At 58.5% G+C, this 12,555-nt stretch carries 12 protein-coding genes; 2 read left to right on the top strand and 10 right to left on the bottom strand.

What is annotated here, in order from left to right; genetic code table 11:
* Window position 1 precedes the first annotated feature (1 nt).
* The 10 genes from argJ to infC form a co-directional block, all read right to left on the bottom strand.
* On the bottom strand, window positions 2-1,162 hold the full coding sequence (gene argJ / locus L8U60_RS00375; RefSeq protein WP_269964410.1) for a bifunctional glutamate N-acetyltransferase/amino-acid acetyltransferase ArgJ: 1,161 nt from the start codon (window positions 1,160-1,162) through the stop codon (window positions 2-4).
* An 88-nt stretch (window positions 1,163-1,250) separates the two neighbouring features.
* Window positions 1,251-2,294 carry an N-acetyl-gamma-glutamyl-phosphate reductase gene (gene argC, locus L8U60_RS00370; protein ID WP_269964409.1) on the bottom strand — a complete coding sequence of 348 codons (1,044 nt, stop codon included), beginning with the start codon at window positions 2,292-2,294 and terminating at the stop codon, window positions 1,251-1,253.
* Between the two features lie 85 nt (window positions 2,295-2,379).
* On the bottom strand, window positions 2,380-4,890 hold the full coding sequence (pheT, locus tag L8U60_RS00365; RefSeq protein ID WP_269964408.1) for a phenylalanine--tRNA ligase subunit beta: 2,511 nt from the start codon (window positions 4,888-4,890) through the stop codon (window positions 2,380-2,382).
* A 27-nt stretch (window positions 4,891-4,917) separates the two neighbouring features.
* Entirely contained in the window at window positions 4,918-5,967 is a 1,050-nt protein-coding gene (pheS, locus tag L8U60_RS00360; RefSeq protein ID WP_269964407.1) for a phenylalanine--tRNA ligase subunit alpha, read from the bottom strand.
* Window positions 5,968-6,142: 175 nt separating this feature from the next.
* Window positions 6,143-6,466 carry a cupin domain-containing protein gene (locus L8U60_RS00355; protein ID WP_420840134.1) on the bottom strand — a complete coding sequence of 108 codons (324 nt, stop codon included), beginning with the start codon at window positions 6,464-6,466 and terminating at the stop codon, window positions 6,143-6,145.
* A gap of 48 nt (window positions 6,467-6,514) precedes the next feature.
* A complete protein-coding gene (locus L8U60_RS00350; RefSeq protein WP_269964405.1) occupies window positions 6,515-7,330 on the bottom strand; it encodes a class I SAM-dependent methyltransferase in 816 nt (271 codons plus the stop codon).
* Between the two features lie 59 nt (window positions 7,331-7,389).
* Window positions 7,390-8,202, bottom strand: a complete 813-nt coding sequence (locus L8U60_RS00345) for a TrmH family RNA methyltransferase (protein ID WP_269964404.1) — start codon at window positions 8,200-8,202, stop codon at window positions 7,390-7,392.
* Window positions 8,203-8,338: 136 nt separating this feature from the next.
* Window positions 8,339-8,722: a 50S ribosomal protein L20 gene (rplT, locus tag L8U60_RS00340; protein WP_269964403.1), complete on the bottom strand. Its 384-nt coding sequence runs from the start codon at window positions 8,720-8,722 to the stop codon at window positions 8,339-8,341.
* Window positions 8,723-8,782: 60 nt separating this feature from the next.
* Entirely contained in the window at window positions 8,783-8,977 is a 195-nt protein-coding gene (gene rpmI / locus L8U60_RS00335) for a 50S ribosomal protein L35 (RefSeq protein ID WP_034662973.1), read from the bottom strand.
* Between the two features lie 31 nt (window positions 8,978-9,008).
* Window positions 9,009-9,530: a translation initiation factor IF-3 gene (infC, locus tag L8U60_RS00330; RefSeq protein WP_269964624.1), complete on the bottom strand. Its 522-nt coding sequence runs from the start codon at window positions 9,528-9,530 to the stop codon at window positions 9,009-9,011.
* Window positions 9,531-9,984: 454 nt separating this feature from the next.
* Between infC and istA the strand changes: the two genes are divergently transcribed.
* Together istA and L8U60_RS00320 are read left to right on the top strand one after the other, a co-directional pair.
* Window positions 9,985-11,628, top strand: coding sequence for an IS21 family transposase (istA, locus tag L8U60_RS00325; protein WP_269964402.1), 1,644 nt, complete (start codon window positions 9,985-9,987; stop codon window positions 11,626-11,628).
* 3 nt (window positions 11,629-11,631) lie between these two features.
* Window positions 11,632-12,399 carry an ATP-binding protein gene (locus tag L8U60_RS00320; protein ID WP_269964401.1) on the top strand — a complete coding sequence of 256 codons (768 nt, stop codon included), beginning with the start codon at window positions 11,632-11,634 and terminating at the stop codon, window positions 12,397-12,399.
* Window positions 12,400-12,555: the final 156 nt, after the last annotated feature.

Here is a 12,555-nt window from a genome sequence, read left to right as displayed (position 1 = left end):
TCTACGTTGAGTACTCAGAGTTGATTTCCACGTAGGCGTACGACAAGTCGGTGGTGCTCACGGTCGCCTTACCTGGTCCGCCGGTACCCAGGTCAACCTTGACCTCGATATCAATACCGCTCAGATCAACCTCGCGCGCACCTGGCGCACCGGTACTGCCCTTACAGACCGGCTGGCCGTTGAAGTAAACGCTAATGTTGTCCGGATCCATGTCTGCTTCAGCCATACCAACGGCAGCAAGGACACGGCCCCAGTTCGGGTCAGAGCCAAACATTGCGCACTTGAACAGGTTGTCGCGGCCAATCGTGCGTGCTGCGTTCAGAGCCTGCTCATCGCTCGCGGTGCCTTCCACCGTGATGGACACGCGCTTGGTCACACCTTCAGCATCGGCCTGCAACTGGTGCGCCAAATCACGGCTGATTTCCAGCACCGCGTCGGCCAGCTCCTCCGCTGTCGGCGTCACGCCAGAAGCACCAGAGGCCATGATGATCACGGTGTCGTTGGTAGACGTCGTTCCATCAATGTCCAGGGTGTCAAACGTGACAGCGGTTGCTGCGCGCAGCGCCTGGTCCAGTACCTCCGGCGTGACCAGTGCGTCCGTGGTGATACAGGTAAGCATGGTTGCCAACGACGGCGCCATCATGCCAACGCCCTTGGCCATGCCACCGACGGTCCAACCGTCACGGACCACAACCGCTTCCTTCTCAACGGTATCCGTGGTCATGATGGCCTTTGCCGCCGCAGTGCCGTGGTCCCCGAGACCCGTACTCAGCTGATCAATACCCGCGCGCACGATGTCCATGGGCAGCAGATCACCAATACGGCCCGTCGAGCAGACTGCAACATCATCAGCAGCAACACCAAGTGCATCCGCGGCGTAGTTCTGCATTGCTACCGCATCTTCATCGCCCTGGCGGCCATTGCAGGCATTCGCATTGCCGGAGTTGAACACCACTGCCTTAAGAGAACCGTCAGCCACTGCCTTACGCGTCACCTTCACCGGCGCCGCCACAACCTTGTTGCGGGTGGTCACGGCAGCTGCTGCGAACTCTGGGCCGTTGTTGACCACCAGCGCCATATCGGAATTACCCGATGGCTTAATACCTGCGGTCACGCCTGCTGCAACAAACCCTGCAGGGGCGGTTACACCTGTCGTTGCCATAGTGATCGGACTCTCTTTCAATCGTTGTAATCGTGCTTTAGATGTTTATTAACGCGCTGTTCGTGCTGCGCCTACTGTTCGTACCGCTCTACGGCGCAACAGCTGCACGCGGCAGGCCATCGGTTTCATCAAAGCCAAGCGCAATATTCATGCACTGAACTGCTGCACCACCGGTGCCCTTCGTCAGGTTGTCAATAGCCGAGGTGATCACCAAAACTCCTGCCCCATCGTCAACCTCTACTTGGAGGTGACACATGTTGGAGCCAACCACGTTTTGGGTCTGCGGCTGGATGCCCTGCGGAAGCAGGTACATAAACGGTTCATTGGCATAGAACTCGGCATAAGCTGCACGCGCTGCTCCCTCCGTGACATCACCATTCAGTGGTGCTGTGATCGTGGAAAGGATCCCACGCGGCAACGGTGCTAGAACCGGAGTGAAGCTCACGGTCACATTCGCATCAGTGACCTCGCTGAGGTTCTGCACCATCTCCGGGGTGTGGCGGTGCTTACCAGCGGTGTTGTAGGCCTTGAGCGAGCCCATCGTCTCCGACCCCAGTAGGTCGACATTGGCCTTCTTACCTGCACCGGAGACACCGGTCACGGAGACCACATTCAAGTTTGGGTGGACCAGTCCAGCCGCAACTGCGGGCAGCGCTGCCAGCGTCGCACCGGTAGGAAAGCAACCAGGTACGGCGATGCGGCGAGCAGTCGCAATCTGCTCACGGTGGCCGGGCATTTCCGGGATGCCATAGGGCCAGGAGCCGGCATGTTCACTGCCGTAGTACTTCTTCCAATCATCCGCGTTGCGCAGGCGGAAATCAGCAGCGCAGTCCAAGACGAGCGTGCTCTCCGGGAGCGCCGCACCGATTTCCGCGCTGAAGCCGTGTGGAAGACCGAGGAACACAACATCATGCTCGGAGAGAATCTCCGTGGTCGTTTCCTCAATGGTCTTATCGGCCAGCTGCGGAAGATGCGGCAGCACCACTGCTGCACTTTGCCCAGCATTCGAATTGCCGGTCAACGCACCAATACGCAGCGTGCCGTCAAGGTACCGCGGATGATTGAGCAGCAGGCGCAGAATCTCGCCACCGGCATAGCCGGTTGCACCCGCCACAGCGACAGAAATGGTCATATCGGTCAGGCTACTCTCCCGAGAGCCCAAATGTAAACTATTCCGCGCGATTTATTTTATAAATATGTGGCGGGTATCCCGGATCTTAAGCACGCATCTGTGCGCCGAACTTCTTTTCAGCAGCTTCTGCTGCCGCAAGACGACCGGCCGATGCCTCATCATCCGTCAGCGTGCGGTCCGGCGCACGGAAGATTAGTCCGAAAGCCAGAGACTTCTTGCCTTCGCCGAGGGACTCAGACCGGTAGACATCGAAAAGCTCCACTGCCTCGAGCAGCTCGCCAGCATTCTCCTCAATCGTGCGACGAACGGACTCAGCCGGGACTTCCTCATCCACAACAAGAGCGATGTCCTGGTGCAGTGCCGGGAAGGAAGACAGCACCGGTGCCGGCAGCGTCTCATTGAACGGCACAGCGGTGAGATCAATCTCCATAGCGCTGGTGCGTTCCGGCAGATCAAGTGCTTCGAGAACCTGCGGGTGAAGCTCACCGGCGTAGCCGACGACAACACCGTCAACGGACAGCTTCGCGCAACGGCCCGGGTGCCACGGAAGTTGCTCAGCGGACTCAATGTCCAGCGTCACGCCACACGCGCGTGCAACAACCTGCGCGGACTCAATCGCATCAGCCCAGGTGTATGCACGGCCATCGCCCCACGGACCTTCGGGCTCAATGTTGCCGATAGCCACGGTTGCTGCATGCAGATGCTGCACCGGCAGCGAGGAAACAAGCTCCTCCACCACGGCATCGCTCGGACGCTCCACCACACTCGGCATCGGCGATTCATCAGCGGTCTTCTCCGCGGTCTGCGCGACCGAGTAGAGGCTGAGGTCATGGCGACCACGGGCGACATTGCGGCCAACGGCTTCAAGCATGGCTGGCAGCAGTGTGGTGGCCAGCACCGCATAATCCGCATCGAGCGGGTTCTGCACGGAAACGGTGTTACGACGCGGGTCGTCTGCATCCAGGCCCCACGTGTCCAGAACAGTGTTGGACATGAACGGTGTGGGAATGATCTCCACGTAGCCCGAGTACGCCAATGCGTGCGTCACGGCACGGCGACGGCGCTGCTCCGGGGAAAGACCACGACCACCGCGCGGAGTCGGAAGAACCAGCGGGATGTCGTCCAGACCTTCCAGGCGAACGATCTCCTCAATGAGCTCCACAGGCTCATTCAGATCCGTACGCCACGTCGGCGGGGTGACCACGAGGACATCGCCGTTATCGGCAATGTCGCAGCCGACCTCCTGCAGGCGCTTGATCACGGTCTCCTTGGAGTACTCCACACCAATGAGCTCAGATGGATGCGCCACGCGCAGGTTGATCGGCTCACGGTTCTGCGCCGTACCCTCAACCAAAGTGCGCTTGTCAGAGATAGTGCCGCCGGCGATTTCCACCAGCAAAGCACACGCCATATCCAGCGCTATCTCAATGATGGTGGAATCGACGCCACGCTCGAAACGGCGAGAAGCCTCCGAGCTCAGCTTGTGGTGACGTGCGGAACGAGCAACGGTGAGTGCGTCCCACGAAGCAGCCTCGAAGTAGACATTCGTGGTGTCGTCGCTGATCTCGGAGGTCGTGCCGCCCATGATGGCTGCGAGCGACTGGATTCCATTGTCGTCGGAGATGACCACATCGCCCGGGGTGAGCGTGCGCTTGGTGTGGTCGAGGGTTTCAAACTCTTCCCCACCCTGCGCATTGTGCACGCGCAGACCACCCGCGACCTTATCCGCGTCAAATGCGTGCATCGGCTGGCCAAGCAGCAACATGACGTAGTTGGTCACATCGGTGGCAGCGTTAACAGTACGCACACCAGCCAGCATGAGCACGCGCTTCATCCAGAACGGTGCCTGCGCAGTCGGATCGATGCCCTCAACCTTGCGCAGTCCAAAACGCTGCGCCTTCGTGGACTCCTCCAGGGTGATCGGAATGAGATCGCCCTTCGGCGCCGGGACACCGGAGACATCAATACCTGCGATCGCCGGATCCTCCGCCATGTCCTTGTACTCAAGGTCGAAAGCGGAAGCGACCTCACGGCCCAGGCCACGCGCGGACAGTGCGTAACCGCGATCCGGCGTGATGTTCACCTCGAAGATCGTGTCCGGTCCACCGAGTACCTCACGCGCATCCTGGCCCAGCTCACCGACGCCTTCAGGCAGGGTGATGATGCCATCACTCTTAGATGTGAAACCAAGCTCAGCCTCAGACGCCATCATGCCGTTGGAAATGTGGCCGTAGGTTTCACGCGCGGAGATCGCAAACCCACCAGGCAGCACAGCACCCGGAAGGGACACCACAACGTAGTCCCCTTCCTTGAAGTTGCGCGCACCACAGATGATGCCCTGCAACTCACCAGTGCCATTCGCCTTACCGACGTTCACCTGGCAGTAACGAATGGGCTTCTTGAACTCCGTGAGCTCCTCTATTTCTTCTACGCGACCGATCACGAGCGGACCGGTGGTCTCCGGCAGGGGCTCATAACCCTCGGTTTCAAAACCAACGCGCACGAAACCAGCGTCCAGCTCCTCGGAGCTAACGGACCAGCCCGGGTTACCGGCGTTGTTCAGCAGGGACGTCAACCACTTCTGAGAAATCAGCATTTTCTACTCTCCTTAGACCTTTCCCTGTTACGCCTGAACACCGAACGGCTGCGTGAAGCGCACGTCGCCCTCAACCATGTCGCGCATATCCGTCAGGCCATTGCGGAACTGCAGCGTGCGCTCAATGCCCATACCGAAGGCGAAGCCCTGGTACTCATCCGGATCAACGCCAACCGCGCGCAGAACGTTCGGGTTGACCATGCCGCAGCCACCCCACTCGATCCAGCCGGCACCACCCTTCTTGTTCGGGAACCACACGTCCACCTCAGCGGACGGTTCCGTGAACGGGAAGTAGTTGGTGCGAATACGCGTCTTCGTCTCCGGGCCGAACAACACCTTGGCCAGGTGATCCAGCGTGCCGCGCAAGTGCGCCATGGTCAGGCCCTTGTCCACTGCAAGGCCCTCCACCTGGTGGAAGACCGGCGTGTGCGTGGCATCAAGCTCATCCGTACGGAACACACGGCCCGGGCAGGCAATGTAGATCGGCAAATCACGCTCCAGCATCGTGCGCACCTGAACTGGCGACGTATGCGTGCGCATCACCTGACGCGAGCCTTCCTTGCCCACGTAGAACGTGTCCTGCAGCGTGCGCGCCGGGTGATCCGGGATGAAGTTCAGCGCATCGAAGTTGAAGTACTCCGCCTCGACCTCCGGGCCTTCAGCAACTTCCCAACCCATGCCGATGAAGATGTCCGCGATCTGCTCACTCAACGCCGTAATCGGGTGCATCGCACCAGCCTGCGCACGCAATGTCGGCAGCGTGACGTCGACCTTCTCCTTGCGCAGTTGCTGCTCACGGTGCTCCGCTTCACGCACGGCACGAAGCTGCGAGAAAACTTTCTCCGCACGCCCACGCGCCATGTTCACAATGCGACCGGCATCCTTACGCTGATCCTTCGGAATCGATCCCAGCGACTTCCGCGCCTGCATAATCGGCGACTGCTCGCCCAAGTGCGCGCGCTTGGCCTCTTCAAGCGCCGCCAGGTCCGCGGCTTTTTCGAACGCCGCGATAGCCTCGTCCGCAGCCCGATTCAGGTTCTCCTCGGTCAGTTCAATTTCGAGTTTGTCAATGCTCACTGCACACCCGCACCTTTCCACTTCGGCGGCATCACAAAACGTTCACAAGCATACCCGCGGGTATTCGGCTGTCTCCTAGGAGGATAAGTTGTGCCTGCATCTATACAGTGCGGACTCTGGGCGCACGCCGAATCTCGTGCTGTTTTGTGGTCATGAGCGTGACAACCACCCCTTTTTAAACCGCCGTAGGACGGTTCAACATATACAGCACCATTTTTGCCGGGGTCAGTGCTTTAACAGCGTGCGGTAGGCGCGTGGTGAAATGCACCAAACCGCCAGGACGCAGTATCACCGTTTTACCGTGGGCAGTAATTTCCAGTTCACCCTCTAGGGCCTGCACAATCACTGGCATCGCAGCGGTGTGTTCTGAAAGTTCCTCCCCTTGATCAAACGAGAACAACACCACGTTGATCCCCTCGGCACGCAGGAGCTTGGTCGATGTGATCGAGTTTGGGGAATACTCAACATGCTCCGCCATATTTTCGACGTAACCAAGCATGGCTTCTGGCACGTGTTCGTGTCCGCTCATGAATCTAATCTCCTTCTTTTACACGCTGCCATCGGGTTTTTGAGCGATGATAGCGATGCCGGTGAGATTGTCTCGATATTCATTAAAGGTTCTACGCATCTCCAGTACACGGTGACGCAAATCCCTATCCCGCACTACGTTACGCAAAATCCGAAAAACTCCGCCAAAACCTTCATCTGCAAGATTGCGGCGCATTGACAGTAGGGCCATCGGCTCAGTTCCAACCCATTCAATGTCAAAACCCGACTCCTCCAACAATCCACACCATTCTCGGCGCGTAAGTGGGCGAGCATTCACGCGGATCGTTTTCGCTAGGCGCTTCCGCAACTGATCAGCGAGTTCTGCATCAATTGTGTCGGGGGTGAGTCCCAGCTCATGGATCGCATACAAACCACCTGGCTCCAGCAAACGGAACGCTTCAGCAATAATCGCGCGTTTGCCTTTCTCACCTTGCATTGTCAGCATCGCCTCACCGACCACCACCTGGGCAGAACCTCTTTCAAGGCCGGTGGATTCGGCACTAGCATTGACCACTGTGCCACGCGATCCCACCACGGACTGCGCGCGTGTCACTGCATCCACATCTTGGTCTACACCGACATAGGACGCGATGTCCCGTTCAAGCATGATGGTGGCAGTTCGCCCCAACCCAGGCGCGAATTCCACCACCCTTTTATCCTGCAGTTCTGCTGCATCCAACAAACGATTCGTCAGCTTCAAACCACCAGGACGCAAAACGCGCTTCCCAGCTCGAGCGAGCACCCAATGGCCTGCAGCAACGTTGGTCGATCTGTCGCTCTGCGGTAATGGCGGTTGACTTCCATTCGTTCCCATGAGGCCAACCTTACAGCAGAAACTTAGGCTTGCCTACCCTTATATCTGTGCGATAAGGATCACCTCTCGCGCAACGCTTTTGCTGACTCCCACAGGCAAATGGACGCCGCGGTGGACAGGTTGAGCGATTCGGCGGAACCCTTGATCGGGATGGAGGCAGTGTCGTCCGCGGCGGCGAGGACGTCATCCGGCAAACCGTGGGCTTCATTGCCAAATAGCCACGCGGTGGGTTTGTTCAGTGCATCGCCAGCGTTGGTCAGGTCGAGGTTGCCGTTCATGGTCGTTGCCAACGTCGATAAGCCTGCCGCCCGCAGTTGCCCGAGCACTCCCTTGATGTCGCGCTCCCGGGCGACGGGAACATGAAACAGTGAGCCGGCGGAAGAACGCACGACCTTCGGTGATTCCGGGTCGACCGTGTCGCCGGCGAAGACTACAGCGTCGGCCCCAAGCGCGTCGACAAGCCTGATGATCGTGCCCGCGTTGCCCGGATCATTGGTTTCTACGCACACGGCGACGAGTTTGGGGCGGCCTTTGAGGATCGAGCCGAGCGTCCACGTGACTGGCTTGCACACGGCGAAGATACCGGTGGTGTGCACCGTGTCCGTGAGCGACTGGGCAGCCTTGTCCGTAATCGCGTGGGTGTACACATCCATGTAGCTGGCGGTGGTGACAATGTCGGCGAAGCGGTCAGCAGCAGCTTCAGTGACAAAGAGGTCAGTGGCCGCGCCGGTGGCCACAGCGGCCTCCACGGAGTTCTCCCCTTCCGCGAGGAAGGCCTGTGCCTTCTTCCTGCCTGCTGCCCGGTTCAACTTGGCGGCGTTGACCACGCGCGGCGTGCGTTCGGTGAATGGTTGGGAGAAATCTAAAGCCATGCCAACAGGATACTGGGGAGTGTTTGGAGCGTTTCGCCGTGCCTGCAGAAAGCACAACACCCCGCTGTCCCAGGATGAAACCGGGACAACGGGGCGCAGAAAAGCTGGGTGCGTATACGCACCCAGGGATTAGGGGCTAGGCAGCCTTCGGAGCGTTAACGTCTTCCGGAAGGGCGTTCTTAGCCACCTCGCACAGAGCGGAGAACGCTGCGAAGTCGTTGACAGCGAGCTCAGCCAGGATCTTGCGGTCCACATCAACCTCAGCCAGCTTCAGGCCGTGGATGAGGCGGTTGTAGGTGATGTCGTTCATGCGAGCAGCCGCGTTGATGCGCTGGATCCAGAGCTTACGGAACTCGGACTTGCGGACGCGACGATCGCGGTATGCGTAGGTGTGAGAGTGCAGCCACTGCTCCTTGGCCTTGCGGTACAGGCGGGAACGCTGACCGCGGTAGCCCTTGGCGGACTTGAGGATGGCGCGACGCTTCTTCTTGGCGTTAACTGAGCGCTTAACACGTGCCACAGTGATACTTCCTTAACTTCTCGTGACGGATGATTTTTCTGGGGAAAGGCAGGCGCTCGATTAAGCCATGCCGAGGAGGCGCTTAGCGCGCTTGACGTCACCCTTAGCAACGTCGGTGGTGCCGGAGAGCTTACGGCGACGCTTGGACGAAAGCTTCTCGTTCAGGTGGCGCTTACCAGCCTGCTCGCGGCGCAGCTTGCCGGAGCCGGTGACCTTGATGCGCTTTGCGGTGCCCTTGTGGGTCTTCTGCTTCATAGTGGTAAATCCTTAAAGGCGGTGAAACGATCTAATTCTTACCCTTGCGAACCGGGCCAAAGACCATGGTCATGTTGCGGCCGTCCTGCTTCGGACGGGACTCGACCTGGCCAGACTCCTGGATGTCCTCAGCGAGGCGCTCCAGCAGACGGTAACCCAGCTCCGGACGCGACTGCTCGCGGCCACGGAACATGATGGTCACCTTGACCTTGTTGCCCTTGGCCAAGAAGCGCTCAACATTAGCCTTCTTGGTCTGGTAGTCGTGCTCATCGATCTTGGGGCGGAACTTCTGTTCCTTCACCACAGTCTGCTGCTGGTTCTTGCGGGCCTCACGGGCCTTCTGATCCTGCTCGTACTTGAACTTGCCGTAGTCCATGATCTTGCACACGGGCGGCTTGGCATTCGGTGCTACCTCAACCAAGTCAAGGTCAGCTTCGTACGCAAGCTTGCGTGCATCATCGGTACGGACAATGCCAACCTGCTCACCGGACGGACCGACGAGACGAACTTCCGGAACGCGGATGCGTTCGTTGATGCGAGCTTCAGCGCTGATGAGAACTCCTAGTGTCTAGGGCGGGTATATGGTTCGCTACCGATTCGCCCGTGAGAATTCCCCCTCAAACAAAAACCCACGCTGCCGGTGGCATGCGTGGGAGTTCATCCGAAAACGGCGCCAGCATTATGGCTGCCACCGTTGTTTTGACCCTTAGCCTTCCGGTTGCCCGGCGGCATCAGGTGGGAGTAACTCCACTTGCAACCTACGTTCCTATCAAGGCCCGTAGGCGGTAGTGGATAGAAGATTAGCACTCCCCTGTTTCAGCACCAAATCGCAACACGCTGGCTATTACTCAATTCAAGCTCAATTTGTTGCGCGCGTGCATTTAGTAACACCGTGGTGACTATCGGGTAACGCGATGGTGAGTATCGAGTAACACTGCAGTTTTCGGGGAAACTCTTTGGTGACCGCGTGACTTCAGGGCACGCGGCATTGCCAAAGGAGTCCGATTGTGACTGACTACAGGGCGGTGATGGACCTTGTTCTCAAAGGCTGGTCCGTTCGCCAGATCACAGCGACGATGGGATGCTCGCATTCCACGGTGCAAAAAGTTCGTAAGGTGCTGCAAGCAGAGCAGATCACGACCGCGGCCCAGATTACTGGGCTCAATGATCAAGCCATAGCTGTGCTGTTTCATGACGGAAGATCCACAGGTCAGGGTGTGTTCGTCCCGATTGATTTCGATTCCGTGGTGAAAGCACGGACCGGAAGACATAAGACCACGCTGCAGGTCCTGTGGGGGAAGTACACCTCAACGCCAGCGCTGCCGGGGCAGCGGTACTACAGCTACGAGCGGTTTCGCCAGCTTGTAGCACAGCATGTTGATGCCACCGGGGTAACCGCCCGGATCGTGCACGCACCAGCTCACACTATGCAGGTGGACTGGGCAGGAACGAAGATGCGCCTGTTCGACCCCACCGGGGGACGTCCAAGCAAGCTCAGTGTGTTTGTCGCTTCGCTGCCGTATTCCGGGATGCTGTTTGCTTGTGCGTGTACCGATGAACGCCAACAAGCGTGGCTGGATGCGCATATGCAGGCGTTTGAGTACTTCGGCGGGGTGGCAGAGGTCATCGTCCCAGATAACGCCTCGACGGCGTCGAACGCGATAAGTGCTGCCGATCGCAATCGTCGTGTCAACACCACGTACGAGGAGTTTCTGGAGCACTACAACACCGCTGCGCTGCCAGCGCGTGCAAGACGGCCGAAAGACAAGGCCAATGTTGAGGCAGCAGTCAAGATCGTTACCCAAAAGGTCATCCATGCTCTTGACGATCATCAGTGCGTCAGCCTTGATGAGCTCAACAGTCGCATACTCAAACGAGTTGACGCGATCAATACGCACACCCCGTTTCGTGGAAACACCACCAGTCGGCGGCAGCTGTTTGAAGAGTTTGAAGCAAAGTTGCTCACTGAACTGCCAAAACAGCGGTGGCAGCGCACGGAATGGAAGCGCGCCAAAGTCGCTCCCGACTTCCATATCACCGTCGCCAGCGTGCATTACTCCGTGCCCTACACACTTGTCGGCCACACTGTTGATGTCCGCATCACCGGCAACACGCTCACGGTCTTCGATGCCGGCGAGCGACAAGCAGTACATACGCTTGCGCACCAACGCGGTGCCTTCGTCACCGACACCGACCACATCCCGCCGCAGATGGCCAACACCCATGGGCTATGGACCTGTGAATACTTCCTACGCGAAGCTGCCCGGGTAGGGCCGCACACCCGCCGAGTCATCGCTGAACTGATGGATGCGCGCCCAATCAAAGCACAAGCGTTCTTCTCATGCCGCAACGTGCTTTCCATGGGAAAACACGACAACAAGCCCATCTTGGAAGAAGCCTGTAGGCGACTCGTCGACCTTGAAGGCCGACGCCAGGCAGTGTCCTACACCGCCGTGAAGAACATGATGGCAGCCGTGCGCAAAGAAGACACGGTACGCACCACCACACAGCCTGACCCCAACACGCGAGATGCCGTGCCCACCTCCACTACCACCGCAAAAGCGTCTACCACGCGTGATACGCGCGGTGCGTACCTCGGCGGCGCGGAGCAGTTCAGCATCGAAAACCTCACGAAGAAAGGAAACAACTAACCCATGGATGCGCCACAACCAGCATCAACAACCGCACGATTCTTAGACGAATCAGTACTGCCCATCTTCACACAACTACGGATGACCGCCTTTGGCCGCACAGTCATCGACATTGCCGCGGATCAAGCATTCGACCAGTGGAGCTTCTCAGACAAAATCCTCTACGCGCTCGATAAAGAAGTCGCGGCCAGGCGCGAAAGACGAGTCAACAAACTGCTCAAAGCATCCCGATCGCCAAACCTCGATGCTTGTGTCGAAGACATTATCTACACACCCAGCCGCAACATCAACAAAGAGCAAATCGCCCGACTTGCTCAATGCCAATGGTGCCAGGATTCGAAAAACGTTGTCATCCTGGGCAAATCCTCCGTCGGCAAGACCTACCTCGCCCAGGCATTGCTCAACGCAGCTTGCCGAAAGGACTACTCCGCCAAGTTCTTCCGCACCGACTCTCTGGCTAACCAGCTCGCCGTGCTGCATCACTCGGATCCTGAGCGCGTGAAGTTCCTCGAAGCGATTCACAACACCGATGTGCTCGTACTCGATGATTTTCTCACCACCCCGATCAACGAAGCCACCGCGCATCAATTGTTGACCATCATTGCGGAACGAGAAAACCGCGGAGCGACCATCGTGACATCCCAGTTCGCCCCCATCGAATGGTGCAAGTCCATCCCCGACGCTGTCATCGCTGAGTCGATCCTCAACCGGCTCGCCGTCGGCGCGGAGATCATCACACTAGAAGGAGACAACATGCGCCTGACACGCTAACCCCACCCAACCCCCAAACGCCCGGGTGTTACTGGATACTCACCCGGGCGTTACTCGATCCTCACCATGGCGTTACTAAATCGGTGGTCTGAACACTCAATTCAAGAATGTCACACCCAGGAATGTCACAACACAGTAACTTTTCGCCCCTGCATG

Origin of the sequence: Corynebacterium meitnerae, from assembly GCF_027570075.1 — a bacterium.
GTDB classification, from domain to species: domain Bacteria; phylum Actinomycetota; class Actinomycetes; order Mycobacteriales; family Mycobacteriaceae; genus Corynebacterium; species Corynebacterium meitnerae.
The sequence above is the reverse complement of the archived record's forward strand: the minus strand, read 5'-3'. Positions and strand labels throughout refer to the sequence as shown.

Coding starts and splice junctions, on each gene's coding strand:
- L8U60_RS00355 (WP_420840134.1), bottom strand. CDS start 6,466: ATGCTTGGTTACGTCGAAAATATGGCGGAGCATGTTGAGTATTCCCCA.
- L8U60_RS00345 (WP_269964404.1), bottom strand. CDS start 8,202: ATGGCTTTAGATTTCTCCCAACCATTCACCGAACGCACGCCGCGCGTG.
- argC (WP_269964409.1), bottom strand. CDS start 2,294: ATGACCATTTCTGTCGCTGTGGCGGGTGCAACCGGCTATGCCGGTGGC.
- pheT (WP_269964408.1), bottom strand. CDS start 4,890: ATGCTGATTTCTCAGAAGTGGTTGACGTCCCTGCTGAACAACGCCGGT.
- L8U60_RS00320 (WP_269964401.1), top strand. CDS start 11,632: ATGGATGCGCCACAACCAGCATCAACAACCGCACGATTCTTAGACGAA.
- L8U60_RS00350 (WP_269964405.1), bottom strand. CDS start 7,330: ATGGGAACGAATGGAAGTCAACCGCCATTACCGCAGAGCGACAGATCG.
- rpmI (WP_034662973.1), bottom strand. CDS start 8,977: ATGAAGCAGAAGACCCACAAGGGCACCGCAAAGCGCATCAAGGTCACC.
- argJ (WP_269964410.1), bottom strand. CDS start 1,162: ATGGCAACGACAGGTGTAACCGCCCCTGCAGGGTTTGTTGCAGCAGGC.